The sequence below is a fragment of the Cupriavidus sp. 291-E7 genome (assembly GCF_057798835.1).
This window is the reverse complement of record NZ_JBYOJV010000012.1, coordinates 23,172-43,249: the sequence shown is the minus strand read 5'-3', so window position 1 is coordinate 43,249 and position 20,078 is coordinate 23,172. Positions and strand designations below refer to the sequence as shown.

19 protein-coding genes are annotated in these 20,078 nt (G+C 64.5%); 8 read left to right on the top strand and 11 right to left on the bottom strand.

The window, feature by feature from the left end; genetic code table 11:
- Positions 1 to 26: 26 nt before the first annotated feature.
- On the bottom strand, positions 27 to 1,766 hold the full coding sequence (locus tag AC3FLX_RS20955) for an FAD-dependent oxidoreductase (RefSeq protein ID WP_488699231.1): 1,740 nt from the start codon (positions 1,764 to 1,766) through the stop codon (positions 27 to 29).
- 232 nt (positions 1,767 to 1,998) lie between these two features.
- On the opposite strand from AC3FLX_RS20955, the gene AC3FLX_RS20950 reads away from it, so the two are divergent.
- Genes AC3FLX_RS20950 through AC3FLX_RS20940 form a run of 3 tightly spaced genes read left to right on the top strand, consistent with a single transcriptional unit; the run spans position 1,999 to position 4,754 of the window.
- The gene (locus AC3FLX_RS20950) at positions 1,999 to 3,441 is read left to right on the top strand and encodes a carotenoid oxygenase family protein (RefSeq protein ID WP_488699230.1); all 1,443 of its coding nucleotides are present in this window, start codon (positions 1,999 to 2,001) and stop codon (positions 3,439 to 3,441) included.
- On the top strand, positions 3,438 to 4,025 hold the full coding sequence (locus AC3FLX_RS20945) for a septation protein IspZ (protein ID WP_488699229.1): 588 nt from the start codon (positions 3,438 to 3,440) through the stop codon (positions 4,023 to 4,025). The genes AC3FLX_RS20950 and AC3FLX_RS20945 overlap by 4 nt, the downstream gene beginning before the upstream one ends.
- Positions 4,026 to 4,055: 30 nt before the next feature.
- Positions 4,056 to 4,754, top strand: a complete 699-nt coding sequence (locus AC3FLX_RS20940; RefSeq protein WP_488699228.1) for a TetR/AcrR family transcriptional regulator — start codon at positions 4,056 to 4,058, stop codon at positions 4,752 to 4,754.
- A gap of 60 nt (positions 4,755 to 4,814) precedes the next feature.
- On the opposite strand, the gene katG is transcribed toward AC3FLX_RS20940, so the two are convergent.
- A complete protein-coding gene (gene katG, locus AC3FLX_RS20935; RefSeq protein WP_488699227.1) occupies positions 4,815 to 7,070 on the bottom strand; it encodes a catalase/peroxidase HPI in 2,256 nt (751 codons plus the stop codon).
- Between the two features lie 272 nt (positions 7,071 to 7,342).
- Here katG and AC3FLX_RS20930 point away from each other — a divergent pair, with 272 nt between their 5' ends.
- On the top strand, positions 7,343 to 7,816 hold the full coding sequence (locus AC3FLX_RS20930) for an aminoacyl-tRNA deacylase (protein WP_488699226.1): 474 nt from the start codon (positions 7,343 to 7,345) through the stop codon (positions 7,814 to 7,816).
- 92 nt (positions 7,817 to 7,908) lie between these two features.
- Here AC3FLX_RS20930 and AC3FLX_RS20925 read toward each other — a convergent pair whose 3' ends face one another.
- The 5 genes from AC3FLX_RS20925 to AC3FLX_RS20905 form a co-directional block, all read right to left on the bottom strand.
- On the bottom strand, positions 7,909 to 8,571 hold the full coding sequence (locus AC3FLX_RS20925) for a DUF2894 domain-containing protein (RefSeq protein ID WP_488699225.1): 663 nt from the start codon (positions 8,569 to 8,571) through the stop codon (positions 7,909 to 7,911).
- Positions 8,564 to 9,211 carry an OmpA family protein gene (locus AC3FLX_RS20920; protein ID WP_488699224.1) on the bottom strand — a complete coding sequence of 216 codons (648 nt, stop codon included), beginning with the start codon at positions 9,209 to 9,211 and terminating at the stop codon, positions 8,564 to 8,566. The genes AC3FLX_RS20925 and AC3FLX_RS20920 overlap by 8 nt, the downstream gene beginning before the upstream one ends.
- Positions 9,208 to 12,084 carry a DUF802 domain-containing protein gene (locus AC3FLX_RS20915; protein WP_488699223.1) on the bottom strand — a complete coding sequence of 959 codons (2,877 nt, stop codon included), beginning with the start codon at positions 12,082 to 12,084 and terminating at the stop codon, positions 9,208 to 9,210. Before AC3FLX_RS20915 ends, AC3FLX_RS20920 begins: the two co-directional genes overlap by 4 nt.
- Positions 12,085 to 12,093: 9 nt before the next feature.
- Positions 12,094 to 12,786, bottom strand: a complete 693-nt coding sequence (locus tag AC3FLX_RS20910; protein ID WP_488699222.1) for a DUF3348 domain-containing protein — start codon at positions 12,784 to 12,786, stop codon at positions 12,094 to 12,096.
- A 302-nt stretch (positions 12,787 to 13,088) separates the two neighbouring features.
- A complete protein-coding gene (locus AC3FLX_RS20905; RefSeq protein ID WP_488699221.1) occupies positions 13,089 to 14,021 on the bottom strand; it encodes an MBL fold metallo-hydrolase in 933 nt (310 codons plus the stop codon).
- Between the two features lie 301 nt (positions 14,022 to 14,322).
- Between AC3FLX_RS20905 and AC3FLX_RS20900 the strand changes: the two genes are divergently transcribed.
- From AC3FLX_RS20900 to AC3FLX_RS20885, 4 genes are all read left to right on the top strand, one after another.
- Positions 14,323 to 14,679: a hypothetical protein gene (locus AC3FLX_RS20900; RefSeq protein WP_488699220.1), complete on the top strand. Its 357-nt coding sequence runs from the start codon at positions 14,323 to 14,325 to the stop codon at positions 14,677 to 14,679.
- Positions 14,680 to 14,936: 257 nt separating this feature from the next.
- Complete coding sequence (locus AC3FLX_RS20895; protein WP_488699219.1) at positions 14,937 to 15,527, top strand: TetR/AcrR family transcriptional regulator; 591 nt, start codon at positions 14,937 to 14,939, stop codon at positions 15,525 to 15,527.
- A gap of 207 nt (positions 15,528 to 15,734) precedes the next feature.
- Positions 15,735 to 16,460, top strand: coding sequence for a cysteine hydrolase family protein (locus tag AC3FLX_RS20890; protein ID WP_488699385.1), 726 nt, complete (start codon positions 15,735 to 15,737; stop codon positions 16,458 to 16,460).
- Between the two features lie 91 nt (positions 16,461 to 16,551).
- Complete coding sequence (locus AC3FLX_RS20885) at positions 16,552 to 16,782, top strand: DUF2798 domain-containing protein (protein WP_488699218.1); 231 nt, start codon at positions 16,552 to 16,554, stop codon at positions 16,780 to 16,782.
- Positions 16,783 to 16,905: 123 nt separating this feature from the next.
- On the opposite strand, the gene AC3FLX_RS20880 is transcribed toward AC3FLX_RS20885, so the two are convergent.
- From AC3FLX_RS20880 to AC3FLX_RS20865, 4 genes are read right to left on the bottom strand one after another with little or no spacing between them, the layout of a single operon-like run.
- Positions 16,906 to 17,250, bottom strand: a complete 345-nt coding sequence (locus AC3FLX_RS20880; RefSeq protein WP_488699217.1) for a hypothetical protein — start codon at positions 17,248 to 17,250, stop codon at positions 16,906 to 16,908.
- Positions 17,247 to 17,606, bottom strand: coding sequence for a DUF4339 domain-containing protein (locus tag AC3FLX_RS20875; protein ID WP_488699216.1), 360 nt, complete (start codon positions 17,604 to 17,606; stop codon positions 17,247 to 17,249). Before AC3FLX_RS20875 ends, AC3FLX_RS20880 begins: the two co-directional genes overlap by 4 nt.
- A 25-nt stretch (positions 17,607 to 17,631) precedes the next feature.
- The gene (locus AC3FLX_RS20870; RefSeq protein WP_488699215.1) at positions 17,632 to 18,999 is read right to left on the bottom strand and encodes an SPFH domain-containing protein; all 1,368 of its coding nucleotides are present in this window, start codon (positions 18,997 to 18,999) and stop codon (positions 17,632 to 17,634) included.
- A gap of 20 nt (positions 19,000 to 19,019) precedes the next feature.
- The gene (locus AC3FLX_RS20865; RefSeq protein WP_488699213.1) at positions 19,020 to 20,018 is read right to left on the bottom strand and encodes a hypothetical protein; all 999 of its coding nucleotides are present in this window, start codon (positions 20,016 to 20,018) and stop codon (positions 19,020 to 19,022) included.
- Between the last annotated feature and the right edge of the window lie 60 nt (positions 20,019 to 20,078).

Below are 20,078 nucleotides of genomic sequence, written 5' to 3'. Positions count from 1 at the left end.
CTTCGTTGCGGCAGCCAGTCCGCGCGTTACGCAACGGCCGTCCGCTGTGCCGAGCGTGCGGCCAGCAGCCGGTGGATCTGCGCCACGACGGCCGCGCCTTCGCCCACCGCCGACGCCACGCGCTTGGTCGATCCCGAACGTACATCGCCGATGGCGAACACGCCTTCCACGCTGGTCTGCAGCGGCCGCGCCCCAGGGCCGGCGCCGGGAATATCGGCGTCCGTCAGGACAAAGCCCTTGTCGTCGAGCAGCACACCGCAGGCGCCCAGCCATGACGTATTGGGATCGGCGCCAATAAATACGAACAGATGCTGCGCGGTCATCGTCCCCTCGATGCCCCCGGCGCCGCGATAACGCACGCGCTCCAGGCAGGCGCCACCTTCCAGCGCCAACAGTTCCATGCCGGTGTGCAGCGTGACATTGGGCAGCGCCCGCACGCGCTCGATCAGATAGCGCGACATGCTGTGGTCCAGGCTGGCGCCCCGCACGAACATGTGCACGTGATCGACATGCGAGGCCAGGAACACAGCCGCCTGACCAGCCGAGTTGCCGCCGCCTACCAGCAGCACCGGCCCTTTGCGGCAGAGCTTGGCCTCGATCGGCGTGGCCCAGTAGTAGACGCCGCACGATTCGAACCGGGCCAGATCGTCGACGGCGGGGCGCCGGTATTCGGCGCCGGTGGCGATGACCACGGTGCGGGCGGGAATGCGGGTGTCGTCGGTCAGTTCCACCACGAGCGGCGAGGCGTCGCATTGCAGCGCCTTGACCTCACACGGAATGCCGAAGTGCGCGCCAAACTTCTGCGCCTGCACAAACGCCCGGCTGACCAGCGCCTGACCCGAGATACCCGTGGGAAAGCCGAAGAAGTTTTCGATACGTGCGCTGGTGCCGGCCTGGCCGCCCGGCGCGCGGCAGTCGAGCACCGCCACCGACAATCCCTCGGACGCCGCGTAGACACCCGCGGCCAGCCCGGCGGGGCCCGCGCCCACGATGATCACGTCATAGACGAACGAAGGATCAAAGTCGGGAACCAGGCCCAGGCACGAGGCCAGCTGCCGTTCGTCGGGGTTGCGCAGTACCGTGCCGCTGGGGCAGATCACCACGGGGAAGTCGTCCGGCTGCGGTGTCAGGCGTTCGAGCAGCGCAATCGCTTCCGGATCCTGCTCGGCATCGATGACCACGCTTGGAAAAACGTTGCGGCGCAGGAAGTTCTGCAGCGCCACCAGCCGTGCATTGCCGGACGGCCCCAACAGCACAACGCCGTGGCCGCGCTCGATAACCAGCACGCGGCGAAGGATCAGCGCCCGCATGATGATTTCGCCGATATCGGCCTCGCGGATCATCAGCGCACTCAGTTCCTCGGGCCGCAGCAGCACCGCTTCCACAGGCTCGATGACCCGGGCATCAACCACGGCCGGCTTGTTCGATAGTTGCGTCACGTCGGACGTAAACTCGCCGCGCTTGGTATAGGTGTGAATCCTGTGCGCATGCCCGAGGCCGTCGCGGCCGGTGATTTCGACCTGGCCCGACAGCAGCACGAACACCCCGGGGCAGAGGCTGCCGGCCCGGTACAGCATGTCGCCCCGCGCGTAATGGACCAGGCTGCCGTGGCGTAGAACCCGCGCGAGCTGTACCTCGGTCAGCACCGGGAACATCTGCGCATGGCGCGGATGCGCCTCTACAGGAGCGTCATCGGCGGCGGCGTCAGGCAGTGCCGTGCCGAATGCGGCGGACGGATCGCCGTCCGGCGATGACTCGTGGTGCATCGTCGTCACTCCTTGATGCGTCCGGGTGGGCAGTCATCCCGACGAATTACGAATATAGGCGACGCGGCTGCCGCCAGCGGTCCGGCGCTCGCAAGCCAGTGCGCCGCGCCCATCGCCGCCGATTGGTGAAATCCCGAAGCCGGCTGACCGGTTGTCGGATTGTCCTTGACATCTGCTGGAGCGGCGCCTTGAATACGCAAACTGAACAGTGATTAGATTGAAGGGAGGCAACGTGGAGCGAGTGCAAGAGACGCAGGCGCAGCAAAGCCCGACGCAAGAAAAGCCCGACAGCATCTGGTCAGACGGCAACTACGCGCCGGTGCAGCGGGAAATCGAGGTAAGCGGCCTGACGGTGCGCGGCGAGCTGCCGGCGGCATTGACCGGCACGCTGTTTCGCAACGGCCCGAATCCGCATTTCCCGACCCCGGCCACCCACTGGTTCGGGGGCGACGGCATGGTGCATGCGATCACCCTGGCCGATGGATCTGCCGCGTATCGCAACCGGTGGGTCCGCACGCCGAAGTGGCGTGACGAGGATCGGGCCGGCCGCGCGCTGTTCAGAAGCTTTGGCGGCAAGGTGGAAGACGCCCCGGAGTGGGCTGGCGATGACCGGGGCGTGGCCAATACGAATATCGTCTGGCACGCGCGGCGTTTGCTGGCGCTGGAGGAAGCGCATCGCCCCACCGGCATGTCGCCGGGCACGCTGGAGACAGATGGCTACGCGGAATTTGGCGCCCAGCAAGGCCCGTTCACCGCGCATCCCAAAATCGATCCACACACCGGCGAAATGGTGTTCTTCGGCTATAACGCCGACGGCCCGCTTACCGCTGCCATGACCGCCGGCACGATCGGCCCCGATGGGCAGTTGCGCAGTTACGTAAAGTTCGAGGCGCCGTACTGCAGCATGGTCCACGACTTCATGATGACCACGCGGCATCTGATGTTTCCGGTCCTGCCGCTGACCGGCAGCCGCCAGCGGGCGGAGCATGGCCTGCCGCCATATGCGTTCGAGGCAAACCGGCCGTCGATGGTCGGGATCATGCGGCGCGACGCGCCTTCGGCCCCGCTGCGGTGGTTCACGGGTGCGCCGTGCTACGTGTTCCATGTGCTAAACGCCTGGGAAGAGGGCGACATGCTCTATGCCGACGTCATGGCCTATGACGAGGCGCCGCTGTTTCCTCGGCCCGACGGGTCGCCCGGCAATCCGGCGCGGCAACTGGCTTACCTGGCCCGCTGGACCTTCAACCTGGCGGACAGCCACGACACGTTCACCAGCGAACGGCTGTGTGACATCGCCGGGGAGTTTCCGCGCATCGACGACCGCTTTGCGGGCCACAAGCATCGGCATGGCTGGTTCGCCGCCTCAAGGCCCGACGCGAAGCCGGAGCAAAGCACGCTGAGCGGCATCGTCCATCTCGATCAGGATGCGGGCGCCACGCGCGCCTACTGGCTGCCGCCGGGCGATGTCACGTCGGAACCCGTGTTCGCCCCGCGCGGGGCATCCGAGGGCGATGGCTGGCTGCTGGCCGTGGCATGGCGTGCCGCGTCGAATACCAGCGAACTGCTGGTGCTGGACGCCCGCCACATCGATGCAGGCCCGATCGCCACGGTGGAATTGCCGCAGCGCGTGCCGTTTGGCTTCCACGGCAACTGGGTCCAGGAGGTGTTCCAATGAGCCGGTTCCTGCGGGTTGCCTGGCCAGTCATTCTCGATACGCTCGGCGTGCTGGTCTTTGCGGTGCTGATGGCGTTGAGCGTGGATGTCCGCATTGCCACGCTGGCGGGCCTGATCGTGGCGCTAGCCGTGGTGGGACGGGAGATCGTGCAGCGCCGCCGTGTGGCGGTACTGCAATGGATCAGCCTGGCGTCGGTCGTGGTGTCGTCGATTGCGACGTGGGTGACGTCGGACCCGCGCTTCGTGATGGCCAAGCCGAGCATCCTGTTTGCCATCATCGGCATTGTCATGCTGCGCCGGGGCTGGATGAACCGTTACGTGCCAGCGGCAATCGCACCGCGCGTGCAGCCGGAGATGACGTTTTTTGGCTATGCCTGGGCGGTGCTGATGGTGGTTTCCGCCGTGCTGAACGCCGTGGTGGCGATCTGGCATCCAGCCAGTTGGCCGGCGTTCATCGCCGTCTATCCGCTGGTCTCCAAGGGCGTGCTGTTCTGCGTGCAGTACGCCGTGGTAAAGGCCGCGTTGCGCAGGCGGCCGGCGGCGTCCGATAGCGACGTGCCGCTGGACAGCCAGGCGGCGATGTAGGATGGAGGCCCCGCTTCCACGGCATTCGCCATGACTCAGGATTCCACAGCAACAGCCCGCCGGCAGCGTCCGCGCAAGCCCGCCGCCGCCGGCGTGACCAAGCCGGAAGGGCAGTGGCATCACGGCGATCTGCGCGCGTCGCTGATTGCATGGGGCCTGCATCTGCTCGACACCGAAGGCGTTGCCGCGATGAGTATGCGCACGGCCGCGCGGCTGGCGGGCGTATCGCCGGGCGCGCCGTCGCATCATTTCCAGGACCGTAATGGATTGCTGGCGGCCATTGCCGCGCAGGGATTCCGCGAACTCAGACACTTCAAGAGCGAGCGGGCGGCGCGGCTGCCCAACGCCACGCCGGCAGACCGCCTGCGCGGCTTGCTGGTGGGCTATGCCGAATTTGCCCACACGTATCCGGCGCGCTTTCATCTGATGTTTGGGCCGGGCGTCGAGCGACGCGGCGAATATCCGGAACTGATGCAGGCGGCCGGCGATTCGTTTTCGCGCGTGAGGGAGGCCGTGACGGCGTGCCTGGAGGACAGGGCGCCGACCCATCTGTCACAGGAGCAACTGGCCTTCGCGGTCTGGATCGCCGCCCACGGGCTGGCGACATTGACCGCCAGCAATGAGCGCGTGGCCGCGCTGTCGCGGGAGCCGCTCGACGTCGACCAGATGGCGAATGTCGTATCCGAGTTCTGCCTGCAGGCGCTGCGTGCGTGCTCGCGCGGGCAATAAAAAGGGCGCCGCGTTTTACCGCGGCGCCCGTTGGCACAGCCTTGTGCAGTCAGGCTTGCATCACTTGCGCAGATCGAAGCGGTCCAGATCCATCACCCTGGCCCAGGCGGCGACAAAGTCCTGGTAGAACTTGTCGGCGCCGTCTTCGCTGGCGTACACCTCGGCCAGGGCGCGCAGCTGCGCATTCGAGCCGAACACCAGGTCAACGCGTGAGCCAGTCCACTTGACCGCACCGGTCTTGCGATCGGCGGCTTCGAACACATCGCGCGACAGCGGCGTCCATTCCAGGCGCATATCGAGCAGGTTGCGGAAGTAGTCGTTGGTCAGCGTTTCCGGACGGTCGGTCAGCACACCGTGCGCGTCCTTGCCATGATGGACGTTGAGCACGCGCAGGCCGCCAATCAGCGCCGTCATCTCGGGCGCGGTCAGGGTCAGAAGCTGGGCCTTGTCGATCAGCATGTGCTCGGCCGGCACCCGTACCCGTGGATTGACGTAGTTGCGGAACGCGTCGGCGGTGGACTCCATCGCATCCATCGACTTCACGTCGGTCTTATCCTGCGAAGCGTCCATCCGGCCTGGCGAGAATGGCACGGTGAGCTTCTTGCCGGCTTTTTCCGCCGCCTTTTCGATAGCCGCGCCGCCCGCCAGCACGATCAGGTCGGCGAGCGAAACCTTCTTGCCGCCCGACTGTGCGTCGTTGAACGCTTTCTGGATGCCTTCCAGCGTTTCCAGCGTCTTCTTCAGCTGTTCCGGTTCGTTGATGGCCCAGTCCTTCTGCGGTGCAAGGCGGATGCGCGCACCGTTGGCGCCACCGCGCTTGTCCGAGCCCCGGAACGTCGATGCCGACGCCCACGCGGTCTTCACAAGCTCGGCGATCGACAGCCCCGATGCCAGCACCTTCTGCTTGAGCGCAGCCACGTCCTTGTCGTCGATCAGCGGATGGTCCACCGGCGGGATCGGGTCCTGCCAGAGCAGTTCCTCGGACGGCACTTCCGGTCCCAGGTAGCGTGCGACCGGCCCCATGTCACGGTGGGTCAGCTTGAACCACGCCCGCGCGAAGGCATCGGCGAACTCTTGCGGATTGTCCTTGAAGCGCCGCGAGATCTTCTCGTAGATCGGGTCGACGCGCAGCGACAGATCCGTGGTCAGCATGGTCGGCTTGAGCTTCTTGGACGGATCGAACGCGTGCGGCACGGTTTCAGGTGCGCCCTTGGCCACCCACTGGTTAGCGCCCGCCGGACTCTTGGTCAGTTCGTACTCGAAGTTGAACAGGTTTTCCCAGAAGCCCTGGCCCCATTGGGTAGGCGTGCTGCTCCATGTCACTTCCAGGCCACTGGTGATCGCGTCCGCACCCTTGCCGCTACCGAACTTGTTCTGCCATCCCAGGCCCTGAAGCTCCAGTGAGGCCGCTTCCGGCTCGGGGCCGACGTTGGAGGCGGGGCCCGCGCCGTGCGTCTTGCCGAAGGTATGACCACCGGCAATCAGCGCGACGGTTTCCTCGTCGTCCATCGCCATCCGGCCGAAGGTGTCGCGGATGTCATATGCCGCTGCCAGCGGGTCGGGATTGCCGTCCGGGCCTTCCGGATTCACATAGATCAGGCCCATTTGCACTGCACCAAGCGGATTCTCCAGGTTGCGGCCCGGGTCGGTGCGGCTGACTTCCTCGCCGTGCTTTTCCGCGTCGGCCGACAGCACGCCGCCGTCGTCCTGCCTGCCCGCCGCACCCTTGCCATAGCGGACGTCGCCGCCAAGCCAGGTTTTTTCATTGCCCCAGTAGACGTCCTGATCGGGTTCCCAGGTATCCTCGCGCCCGCCGCCAAATCCAAACGTTTTGAAGCCCATCGTTTCCAGGGCAACATTGCCGGCCAGGATCATCAGGTCCGCCCAGGAAATCTTCTGGCCATACTTCTGCTTGACCGGCCATAGCAGCCGCCGCGCCTTGTCCAGGCTGACGTTGTCCGGCCAGCTATTGAGCGGCGCAAAACGCTGCTGGCCCCGGCCGCCGCCTCCACGGCCATCGCCGATGCGATAGGTGCCGGCGCTGTGCCAGGCCATGCGGATGAACAGCGGGCCATAGTGGCCAAAGTCCGCAGGCCACCAGTCCTGCGAGTCGGTCATGACGTCGGCCAGATCCTTTTTCAGCGCGGCGTAGTCCAGGCTCTTGAAGGCCTCGGCGTAATTGAACCCTTTTTCCAGCGGATTGGATCTGTCCGAATGCTGGCTGAGCAGGTCTAGCCGTAGCTGTTTCGGCCACCAGTCCGCATTGGTGGTGCCGCCGCCGGCGGCATGGTTGAAGGGACACTTTTCGTTAGACATGCTCTCTCCTTTGGGGGAACCAAACGGTAGTTCTAGTCTTCACGCGTCAACACTTCCACGCGGCCCTGCATAGTCAGGTCCTGTCGCACGAGAAATATAGGCGACACCCCATGTCAACAACATGAGAGGTTTGCAATCGGCGCGATAGGGCGACGCTATGACGCGTACGTCATCGCGATTCGGGTTAGCACCGACCATTTGCCGTGCGGTGGGTGACCTATAGTTCCGGTACTTCAGACAACTGCGGCGCCCTGCGCGCGGAGGTTGCAATCATGACAATGGCTACCAAGCTGGCCAGATGCCTGAGTAAGAACGAGAGCCGCTTCGAAACGGTTCGCCGGCCGGCGCAGCCCGGCGCCGGGGTGACAGCGAGGGCGCCGAGCATTCCGGCAGACCGGCTGGCGCACACCGTCCTGCTGGAGGACGAGCGCGGCTACCTGACCGCGGTCATCCCCGCCAGCCACCACCTGAAACTGGCGGAGCTACGCGAGCAGACTGGCCGCAAGCTGTCGCTCGCCCATTCGGCGGGCGTGCGCGAGGTGTTCCGAGATTGCGATATGCAGGCGCTGCCGCCAGTCGGCATGGCCTATGGCACGTTGACCTGGATCGACGAAAGCCTGCTGACGCATGACGACGTCTACTTCGAGGCCGGCGACCGCGAAGCGCTCGTGCATATGAGCACGGACGACTTCAGCCGGCTGATGGCGGATGCGCAGCGAGGACATTTTGCGCACCGGGTGATGTAGGTTCCCGCGCGCGAGCGAAGGCGGATATTGGACCTTGGCCCAATATCCGGCTGGTCGAATGCACGGCGCCGACGCTTTGCGCGCCGGCGTTTTTACGTGGTGCCGCTGCGCGTCTTGGCGGGCTTGGCGCGTGTCTTGCGGTCCGGCACGAGCGAGATGGCGTGCATGCCTTCCAGCCACGACAGCGCGTCCACGTACGACAGGAAGTGCTCCAGGTAGCCGGGTGATACCTCGCGCATCAGCGACAGCGAGCGATGGACCAGATGGTTGGTGTTCAGCGGACCAGCGTTTTCCGGCACGCCCGCTTGCGACTGGCGCAACTGCCGGTCGACGCTGACGCGGGCCCAGGTGTCGCGGAAGTAGTCGGCCAACGCTGGCTCGGCAGGTTGGGCGCGAAGCGGCGTGGGGGTGGCGGGAGCAGGGGCCGTGTGGGGCGTGGGGCCGGCAACGGCGGGATGCTCGTGCCGGCCAAGGTGTTCCCTGAGTGCGGCAAGGCCGGCGAGGGCGCTGGCCGTTTGCGGCGGAGTTCCGGGTGGCGGCGTCTCGCTGGCGGCGCGCGCCAGCACTTCGCCATAGTCCGCGATCAGTCCGGCCAGGCGCGCCTCGAGCAGGCGTCTTGCCTCGCCGTCGTAACCGGATGCACGCCGCGCCAGCGCCTCGATGAAGCGGAAGCGGACCGGGTCCGCGCGGTCGGCGCCGATGTCGCGCCAGCCGTCGAGCGCGACGCTGGGATCGTGCGGAACGTCGCTATGCATCGGGCTTTGTCGCGCCGGCCGACACTCTCGGCACCGGCGCGATTTCCACGCGCCGGTTCTTCGCCCGGCTTTCCTCGGTGGCATTCGGCGCGACCGGCTGCTGCGAGCCGAACGCTGCTGAAAAAACGGAAGAGGGCGGCACGCCCGCGTCAATCAGCGCGCGGGTCACAGTCAGTGCGCGCTGGGCCGACAGTTCCAGATTATCGGCAAACCGCCGGTTGCCTTCCCTGACCTGCTGATCGTCGGTAAAGCCGCTCACCATCAGAATCTCGTCGCGCGCGCCAAGATAGGCCGATAGCGGCGCGGCAAGACTCTTGAGCAGCGCGCGGCCCTCTGGCTGCAACTGGTCTGAGTTGAGGGCGAACAGCACATTGCCGCTGATGCCGATGCGCCCGTCCTTGAGCGTGACGCGGCCAGCCGCCAACGGGCCGGCAAGCGCCTGCTCCAGTGTCTGGCGCCGCTTCAGTTCTTCCTGCCGGTGCTTGACCTCGTTCTCCAGCCGGGCGGACAGCTCCATCTGCACGCCGATCACGCCCAGCAGCACCAGCACGAAGGCGCCCAGCATGACCGACATCAGATCGCCGAATACCGCCCAGGCCGGGACGGTTGGCTCCACGCCGGCTTCGAAATCGTCCGTCATGCCGCCTCGGCGCCAGCCTGCTGAGCGGAAAACTGCTGAGCGGAAAACTGCTGCAGATTCTCCAGAATCTGTTTCTGCGACAGCATGCTCAGATCAACCACTTCGCGGGCCTGCGCCACGTAGTAGGCCAGTTGCTCGTCGCTGCGCGTCATCGACTTGTCGAGTGCAGCCTCGATGCGGGCCAGGTGCTCCGCAAGCTTGTCGTTCGACGCGCTGAACTCCTGTACTGCCACACCGAACGCCTCGCCAAGGCTCGCCACCTCGACGGCGCTGCCGGTGACTTGCGCCGCGATGCCGTCGAGCTTGCCCGTTTCCTGCGCCACCTGCTCGGTAAAGCGCGTGCCGACGCGCTCCAGCAGGTCGGCAGTGGTGGTGACGAGTCCGTCCACCGCGGTGCGCTGCTCGGTGGAGGCGTGGTTCACGGCGTCGAGCAGGGTACCGAGGGTCTCCAGCAGGCGGCCGCGCTCTTCCAGCATCGCGTTGTCGCGCGCCATGCCGTCGGTGAGTTTCTGACGGAGTTCAGCGATGACGTCGGCAGCCGCCTTGGGCGCCTCGGTCGCAATCTGCGCAAGGCGGGCGACTTCCGCGATCGTGCCGCTGGCCTGCTGCTGCGTGTGCGTGGCGATGTCACGGGCGGTCTGGGAGAGCGCGTTGCCGATCTCGCGCTGATGATCGGCGGCCTGGGTGCTCGCCTGCTGCCATTCGTCGCGCATGGTGGCGGCCATGCTGGCCAGCGTGTCGCGCCATGCGGCAAGGCGCTGCTCGTCGCGCGAAGCCAGTTCCGCTTGCAGCGTGGTGGCGCCCTGCAGCAGGCGGTCGATTTCGGCAACGGTGCCGATGGCGTGGCTCTGTGCGTGCGTGGCGATGTCACTGGCGCTCTGCGCCAGGGCGTCACGGACGCTCTGCTGGTGCGCGGCGGCTTGTGTGCTTGCCTGCTGCCATTCGTCGCGCATCGTGGCGGCCATGCTGGCCAGCGAGTCACGCCATGCGGAGAGGCGCTGCTCGTCGCGCGAAGCCAGTTCCACTTGCAGCGTGGTGGCGGCTTGCAGCAGGCGGTCGATTTCGGCAACGGTGCCGGAGGCGTGGCTCTGTGCGTGCGTGGCGATGTCACTGGCGCTCTGCGCCAGCGCGTCACGGACGCTCTGCTGGTGCGCGGCGGCTTGCGTGCTCGCCTGCTGCCATTCGTCGCGCATCGTGGCGGCCATGCTGGCCAGCGAGTCACGCCACGCGGAGAGGCGCTGCTCGTCGCGCGAAGCGAGTTCCGCTTGCAGCGTGGTGGCGGCTTGCAGCAGGCGGTCGATTTCGGTAATCGTGCCGGTGGCGTGGCTCCGTGCGTGCGTGGCGATGTCACTGGCGCTCTGCGCCAGCGCGTCGCGGACGCTCTGCTGGTGCGAGGCGGCTTGCGTGCTCGCCTGCTGCCATTCGTCGCGCATCGTCGCGGCCATGCTGGCCAATGTGTCGTGCCAGGCGACGAGGCGCGTTTCATCACGCGTGGCAAGTGCCACCTGACGGGCCTCTTCCTGCGTGGCGAGCTGCGACCGCAGATCGGCGTGCGCGCTGCTGACCGTGCCTGCGATGTCGGCGGCGTGCCGCGCGAAGGCGGCTGAGGCCTCGGTCATCGCCAGGCGGTTGGCGCTAGCGAGCGATTCGCCCGTCTGTTCCAGGCGCGACAGCGCCGCGTCCCACGTCCGGGCCGTGCCGGCGGTGGCGGAGTCGAGGCGGGTGCCGATGCCATCCACAAGCGCGGCCGAGCGTTGAACGAAGGTTTCGCCGAAGCCGTCGAGCGTTGCGCGCAGGTCCGAAGTGAGGGCGGTACTGGCCCGCTGGTGATCGGCGAGGGCGTTGCGCCAGGTGTCGGCCAGGGCCGTGGTGGTGGAGTCGAAGCGGGCGGAGAGGCCGTCCAGATGCTGCTGCACGGTCTGCGTGACGGTGTCGCGCACGGTGGCCGCTTCATGGGCGAGGCCGGCCATCGTGGAGTTCACGGCTGGCTGGATTGCCGCGCTGGCCGCGCGCGCGCTGTCGGCGATGCCTTCTTTCAGCGACTGACCGACGGTTTTGGCCAGGCGCCCGTAGGCCGCGTCGGTGCGCGTGTGGAAGGCGTCCTGGCTGGCCGAAAGACGCTCGCAGAGCGCCTCATTCTGGCGGGCCATCGCTTCGGTCATGGTTTCCAGCCGGCTCACCAGCGCGGGCATCAGCTCCGCCTGCCGCTGCAGCAGCGCAAAGACCGTGTCCTGCTGATGATGGCGCGAATGCACGCGCAGCGTGGTGGCGATGCGCTCGTCCAGCAACTGCGCTGCCTGCACGCGCTCGCGTCGGGCAAGCGTTGACAGCAGGCCAAGCATGGCCGAGGTGGCCACGCCCGCGACCGACGTTCCGAACGCAAAGCCCAGGCCCTTGACCGGTGCCGCCAGCGAGGCGCGGATGGCCTGCAGATCGGCGGCGCTTTCCAGCGCCACGCCGGTGGTTCGCAGTGTGCCAACCATGCCGAGGAAGGTGCCGAGCATGCCCAGCAGCACCAGCAGGCCGACCAGATACGGCGTCATCGCCGGGCCGGGCAGCGCCACGCGCTCGCCTTCCACGCGCAGGCGCACGGCATTGCGCAGGCTGGGATGCAGGCGGTCCAGCCACGCGCCGAAGTTGGACGGCGGGGCGGCCAGGTCGGCAATCGCGGCGATCAGCGTGGGCGTGGCTTGCCGGTAGCGGTGCAACTCGAACGCGCCGCCAACGTAGAAACCGCCGATGAGTAGCGTGACGGCCAGCGCCAGCGCATTCGTGCCAGCGTAGCCGGCGCCGACCCAGCCGACGACGGCAAGGCCCGCAAGGAATACGACGGGTGCGGCGAGTGCGCCGAGTGGTTTGAGGTGTCTGTTCATGTCAATCGATCAGTCTTCGCGCAGGGCTGCGAGCAGGGCGTCCACCGGCTGGAAGCGGATTTCCAGCTCAGCCAGCAGCACGCTTTGCATATCCCTGCGGAATACATTGAGCCACGCGCCTTGCCCGCCGCGCAGCCGTGTGAAATGCGGTTCCAGCATTCCCGGCACAGCCGCCAGCACGGCCTGTTCGCGCGCGCCGAGCACCTGTTCCATGACCGTATCCAGCATGGCCAGTCGGGCCGCCTGCGGGGTGCGCGACGCCAGCGCCGTCCGCAGCCGTCCGCGCAATCCGGCGATCTCACGCTCCATCTGCTGTTGCAGCGCCACGTAGCGCTGACGATGGACCGCGAAATCAGTCTCGGCAGGGTCAGGCATGGCAGGGCGTGCCGGCATGCGGCGGCGGCTGTCGGACGATGCACCTTGCCCGGTGATCGCCGCGGCCAGCATGGCCCGTACATGGGCGCCGGCCGAGTCGCCAATACTCGCGCCATTGCCGCCGCGTGCCGGTGTCCCCGGCTGCACTTCCGGCGGATTGCCACCGAGCGCCGCCGACAGGGCGATGGCATCGGTCCAGCCGAGCCACTGGCTCATCACAGCGGACAGCGACGGCGCGGCGCCGGAGGTCTCGGCATCGGTCAGGGCGGCCAGCAGGCGTAACAGTTTCGGGCCGCTGAAGCCCGTGCGCTGAGGCACTTGCGTCATGTCGCCAGGATGAAAAAAACGGGGAGTTTACACGGTCACGGGCGTGTGGAGACCGGCGTTGGACATATTGTTGTCATTTAACCGCGTAACCCGCGCGATGGCGCCGACCGCCGGTGGCGTCCGCAGTTGGCCCGATGCCGTCTGCCGCGATCGGCAGATAGCCGGTCACGCCATCCTGTTCCGGCTCGATGAGGCGGCGAGGGCGCTCGCCGTCGTCTGCAAAAAAAACGCCGCGAGTCGTGTGAACTCGCGGCGCAACTTCAGTGCAATCTTTACAACGATGGTTGATGGTCGAGCATCAATCAGTAATCCCACTGCACCGGTACGAAACGGTAGCTTGCGCCGTTCTTGGCGATGTGACCGATGGACGGGAACGCGACATGCGTCGCGGCCAGCATGGAGCCAGTTGCAGCGGCTTCGTCGAGCAGCGCGATACGCACGTCCGTCGCCACTTCGGGATCATGCTCGAAGCCATTTTGCCATTCAGGCTTGTCGAAGCCGACTTCGAAAATCGCGTCGCCCACGAACGTCAGCTTCTCGCCGTTCGATGCAACGTCCACGACGCAGTGTCCCGGCGTATGCCCGCCCGTCACGCGCGCCGATACGCCCGCTGCAACTTCCACGGTCTGATCGAACTGCACGATGTGCTCGCTGTAGAGTTCCACGAACTTTGCGGCAGCCTTGCGGAGCGCGGGAGGAACGGTCTCGGGCATCACGGTCTTGCTGAAGTCCGGGTTTTTCCAGAACTCCACTTCCGCGGCCGCCACGTGAATGCGCACGTCCGGGCGCAGCTTGGCCTTGACGCCATCCACGTTCAGCCCGCCGACGTGATCCATATGCATATGGGTAATCACGATATCGGTGATCGCGGCCAGATCGATACCAGCCGATTCCAGACGCATCACCGACCGACCGGCGCGCGTGAAGTATTCGAAGCCATCGCCCACGCCCGAGTCGATCAGGATCAGACGATCGCCGCTGCGCACGAGCGCGATATTCAGCGCCCAGTCGAACATGTCACGCTGCAGGAAACGTCCGTCGAACCATTCATTGCGGTCCGTTTCGCTCACGTTGGTGGACATGGTGGAAGTCGGCAGCGGCAGAATGCCATCGCTGATCAGCACGACGTCGACATTGCCCACGCGCACGGCGTAGCGGGAAGACACGAGTTCGCCCGAACCATTCTTGCCAACGTTGTCGGTGACCGGCTGCACATTGCGGGTTGTTTCGCTCATTTTCCAGAGTCCTCTAAATTTGGTGGGTAAGCCGCGCGGGGCGGCGGCGTGCGATCCGCTTTGTAGTGCGGATATCCGTCTCGACGTCGCAGCAGCTTGTGCAACCATCGTTGCGACGGATTGTAGTAAGGGGGAGAGGGCGCCAGTAGCGTCGCGGAAGCCTTCACTATGTTGTTCGTACGGCAACAATCGATGAGGGGCGGTGAATGGGAGGGGACGTCGATTGGCGGGCGCATCTGGGGAGGGGGGGCGGAAAAACCCATTGCGGATGCGCATCGTTAGCGCTCATTCCGGAAGACAGATGACCGGAAACAGCGCGCAAGATCTGACGCCGTTTCGTAGGCTGGAAACGCAGTTGCGTCCGATCAGCGAAGTAAAGGCGTCCGGTGGCTTTGATCGCCATTGCCGGCCAAGGAGGATCATCATGTTGTCACTCCTCGCACTCCATTCTCTTGCAGGCCGCCGAGGCGATGGGCTGCGCCCGGAACTTCTGGCGCTGCTCGGGCGCGAGCGGAATGGAGGGCTTTCCGCCAGCATCGAAGCAGATAGCCTTCATCAGCGGGAAGAGAGTGCGGGCGCTGCGGAGAAGTCTGTAGTCAATGCCAGCGATGCGACTGTTCAAGGTCTTCCCGCATTAGTCGCAAGCGATTCGATTTAACGCAGTGCCGCGATTCGGGCCGCGACAACCGTCGCTGCCCGTCTGGCGCTGACTCGCCGTTCAGATCACCACACCATCACGCGACCGATTTACCGAAGGACCGAAACCAATCGGTCTCGGCCTCTGCCTGCCCAGTTGCAATCCCACGTTCGCCAGTAAAGGAAAAGGAGTCTTTCGAAACACACGGACATTGGTCGCTTGACAAATAATCAACCAGTCGTCTATTGTTCGTTGCACACGCTCACTGACGCTTCGACATGCCAAGACCAGCCAACCCCGATATCCGTAACGGACTGCTTGCCGAGGGCGGTCGTGTCATCCACAGTTCCGGGTTCAATGGATCTGGCGTGCAGGACATCGTGGCCGCAGCCGGGGTTCCCAAGGGTTCCTTCTATAGCTACTTCGACAGCAAGGAGGCGTTCGCCGCCGAAGTGCTCGAAGCCTACTGGTCGTCCATTGAAGAACGGCACGGCAAAGTGATGTACGACGCTCGCATCAAGCCGTTGGCCAGGATCGAAAAGCTGTTCGAGCTGTTGATAGAGGACCATGAGGCGCAGGAATTCAAGCTCGGATGCCTGGTGGGCAACCTTTCCCTTGAGTTATCCAATACCAGCAGCGAAGTCCGGACGGCTCTGGAGGGCATTCTGACGCGCTGGGAAAGCATGATCAGAGCCTGCCTCGACGAGGCAAAGATGCGCCAGGAACTGGCAACGGATTGCGATCCCGTACAACTCGGGTCCGTCATCATCGAGGCTTGGGAGGGGGCGGTCCTGCGCAGCAAAATCGAGCGCAATGGCGACGCCTGCCGACGATTTCAACAGGTCACGCTCAAGCGGTTGCTCTATTGAAATTTTTTTGCGGTTTTAAATAGACGACTGGTCATCTATATAGAAGAAGGATTGTCTACCCCGGTGCGCCGCATGGGCTCACCGACACCCACAAGAACAGGTTCAACGCGGACCTGCTCGCATTCATCTGTAGTTGAAACCATGCCACCTCCGCCGCACGCCCGCGCGGCATCCGGCGGAATAGGCCCACTGCAAGAGGTACTTACCATGTGCAACCACCACGCTCACTATGCAGATCCCGTTGATCCGGCTCTGCCGAAGTCCGACATAACGCTGGATCTGCCACGCACCGCGCTCGTCGTGATCGACCCTCAGATCGATTTCATGAGCCCCGAAGGGCGTAGCTGGGGCGTCGTAGGAGAAAGCGTGACGGAGCAGAACCTCGTGCCAAACCTGGTGCGCTTGTTCGAGGCCGCAAAACAGGCTGGCATCACGGTCGCCATTTCTCCCCACTATTACTTTCCCCATGACCACACATGGAAAGTGCAGGGCCCCGCTGAAATGTTCCAGCATGCGATCGGCATGTTCGATCGTCCTGGCGCGCTGAATCTCGACGGATTCCGTGACTCGGGTGCCGACTTCGTGCCGGAGCTCAAGCCGTATATCGAGGATGGCAAGACCATCATCTGCTCCACGCACAAACTGTACGGCCCGCAGGCAAACGATCTTGTCCTGCAATTGCGCAAGCAGCGCGTCGACCAGGTGATCCTTGCCGGCATGGCGGCCAATCTGTGCGTCGAATCCCATTTGCGGGATCTGCTGGAACAAGGTTTCGAAGTTGCCGTCGTACGCGACGCCGTAGCAGGGCCGAAGCTACCGGAAGGCGACGGATATCACGCGGCCCTGGTCAACTTCCGCTTTATCGCAAACGCGCTGTGGGATACCGACGAAACCGTGCGGCGGCTGGCGGGAAAGGTTGAAGCGGCCGCATAACGCCTGTCATGCGCCAGGGGCGAAAGCCCTTGGCGCGGCAATGGCAGGGCGCACGAGTGTCCGGATCAAAGACTGCAAAAGGGCCACGCACATGGCTAAGATTCCATCGCGCTACAGCTATCTCGCCTATGGCGTAATCCAGGCCGGATTGACCTGCGCCATCGCGGCTGGCATTGCAAGCCTTCCTTTTGCGGAGGAGGGCCGGTTCTTTCAGCATTGGTTAAGGTCCTGGAGCGTTTCCTGGCTTACCATGCTGCCGGTGGTCGTGTCGGCCACACCCTTTATTCGTCGCCTGGTTGATCGGATGACTGAACATCAGTAGGTCATACGGCCGCGAGGTCAATGCCAGGACGAAAGACCTTCAGGTCGGGCCTTGGTCCAAGTCGCGGTTTCTACAGCGGAAAAATACCGGGCGGAGCGCTGCCGCCCAAAGCGATCATTAGCTTTATTGGCGCGATCCGTGGATCGCGTTGGCTACCAGCACGAACACAAGGAAGAGGGTGCCGCTAGCCACGACGTAGCTAGTTTGAGACAGGCCCAGCAGCGCAAAGGCGAGATTCAATGCAACGGCAACCAGGAAGAACAGCGTGCTGACCACACGGATGTTCACGCCGGACCGGGCGTTCTCGAACGTGACGCCGAAGGCCGTGCCAAGCGTGGCGCCCATGAAGATGAAGCTGCCTACGCCGATCGTGAACTTCATCGTATTGGCATCGATGGCAGTCATGCCATACGTAAGCAGCGCGCCAATCGTAATCGCGACCAGCATGTTGACTGGATGAACTTTCACGTCGTTTCTCCGGGATGGAAGGGCGGCGGCGCCAGAGCAACCAGCCGCAGCACTTCGGGCACATTCTCGGCCGTTTGCCAGACCGGCATGCCGGGGCGCCAGACATAGGTGCCCTTCGAGAGCTTGCCCTCCGCGATCAGGCGCGCCACTTCCTGCTCGTTGAAGGGACCGGCCTGCTTGCCATCCAGTACCACGTGGTACGCGTACGTCGGGCGGCCAGGCATGGGCGTCTGCGCGCCGGGCACATGGGTGTTCTGCAACGCGTGATTCATCGCGCCGACCATTTGCTGGGCTACGGCCATACCGAGACCGAATTCCACCAAGCGGTCGATCGAATAGAAATTGTCTTGCGTCATCGTGGTTCTCCTGATGTGCCCGGAATTATCCGTGTGCTGCGGGCGGGGGCGGAGGAGGAGGGGGCGGCTGGAACGCAGGTGCGAATATCGCGGCCAGATCGGGGAGGTTGGCGGCGAAGTCCCAGTTAGCCATGCCGGGCTTCCATACGTAGGACTCACGGGTCAGCTGGCCGGTCTGTGCCATTGCCTGCAACTGCTGCATGTTGTACGGGCCGGTGCTTTGTCCGTTGATGCTCACGTTGTATTGCACCACCGGCAATGGCGGCGGCATCGACGCGGCCTGCTGGATGTTCTGACCGGCCATGTTCATCATGTTGGCCATCTGGCCGCCCATTGCACCGCCGACGGCCAGACCGGTCATGACGCCAACCGGATTGAAGCCGCCACCGCTGCCACCGCCGCCCAGATTCATCGTGCTCATCTCGCCCAGATTTTCGGCGGCCGCATGCAGCACACCGGCCTGCAGATTGATCTGGTGCGCAGTGAGGTGCTGCGACTCGGTTTGCAGACGCTGGAACCGCGCGGTCTCCTCGCGCTGGATGCGCAAGGTTTCGCTGAGGTTCTCTGCATTGATCGCCTGCGTGGCCTCCAGATTTCGCAGGTTGATCGCGTTCTGGGCCTCGCGGTTGACGGTTTCCAGATCGGCGGTGATCCGGCGCAGTTCGCGGTATTCGTCGGTGTCCTTGTCGACTTCGATCGTTTCCAGGTCCAGGCGCACCAGGTTGACGCCAAAATCATCGCGGAAGGCAGCAGCGATTCGCGGCGTGATCAGGTCGTTGATTTCCAGCAGCTTGCGCTCGATCTGGATGGCCGGAATGCCGTTGTCCGTCGGTGCGTTGGCAATGATGCCCTTGACGTACTTGATCACCGCGTCGCGCACGAGGCGACGGAACGCCTCCATGTCGAAGTTGACCAGCCGGTGCAGCTTGATGAATGCCCGGTAGTCGGTGATGTTGAAGATCATCGACCCACGGGTGCCCACGCGCACCGGGAAGTCCAGGAAGCGCGGGTCGAACACGTCAAAGTACGGCACGCCGAATGGCAGGCGGTTGTTGCCGGCCAGATTGATGAAGTACACCTCGGCCTGGAACGGCGACTTCCCGGCATACGCCAGGCCAATGATGTTCGAAATGACAGGAAAGTTCGCGGTCTTGATCGTGTCGTCGAACGGCCCTTCGATGAAGTCCTGGAAGACGCCATCCGGCTGCTTGTAGACGAATACCGCCACTTCGCCGTCCTTGACGCGCAAGCTGCTGCCCCAACGGATGGAGTTTTCCTTGAGCGTGCTGCCGGCTTCGCCGGACGGGCGCCATTTCCAGATCAGGTACGACGGTTCATCGCAGCGGATGACGTCGAGCATGCCGCCTTCGTTCTTCTTGCCAAACAGACCCATCGCTCAATTCTCCCGCGTGCTTACCATTGCTTCTCGATGGCGGCATTGCGTGCCGCGGTGGCTGCGTTGGCAGCCTTGGCTTGCTCCTTGGCAGCCTGGATGCGGACCACTTCCGCTTCCTTGCGGATTTCGGCCTGCTTCTCAGCACTCGCGCGATCGACGGCGGCCTTCTTCTCAGTGGCGTCGGCATCGGCACTGCGCTGTATCAAAGCCGTGGTCTGCTCGCGCTTGTCGTCCCACTGTTGGCGAGATTTGCCGGTGTCGGCCGTCTTGCAATCTGCTTCGTCGTAGTTCCAGCGCAGTTGCGCCGCACCCGCCAGCGCTTCGGGGTAGCGTTTGGCGGCGTAGTCCGCCTGCACCGCCGTCATGGCCTTCTCAAGGCGGCCTGTTTCAGCAGCTGCCTGCTGGGTGTAGCGCGCCTCGCACGCCTGAATTGCCGATTTTTCCTTCTGGGATGCCACGACCCCAATCACGCCGAGCACGACGATACCGGCCGCGAGCGCGACGAAGAGCGGATTGCGCTTTGCACCGATCTTGACTTTGCTTGACAGCGAACCGTTCAGGCTGCGCTCGATGCGTTCGAATTCAGCCAGTGTGCTGGACTCGTTCTTATAGGCGTATTTGGCCCGATTCATCACCTCGGTGAACTTGACGCGCCAATCTTCGACGTTCGGATCGGGCTTGACGCTGTCTGCAATCTTGGGCTGGATGAAATAGAGCAGTTGCTGCAGGTCTTCCCGCGAATTCGGAATCGGGAAGTCGCGGATCAGACGCGCTCGGCGTTCGAGCACAGCCTGCTGGCGGGCCTTTCCGGTCAGCCCCTTGTCATCGGCGTCGCGTTCGATCTCTTCCAGGCGACCGACCAGCGCGGTGATGGACCGGTTTGCCGCCACGTCGGTGAATTCATGTCCGCACGACTCGCAGGTACTGACGAACGCGCCGAGCGCCGCGCCGCAACTCGGGCATTTGTTGATGCTTCCCTTCTTCTGTACGGACGGAGCTTCTGTTACGTGATCCATGTGAGCCGATGCGATGCGGTGAATAGACGGAAATAGGGCGCGGCCTGTTGCCGCGCCGCA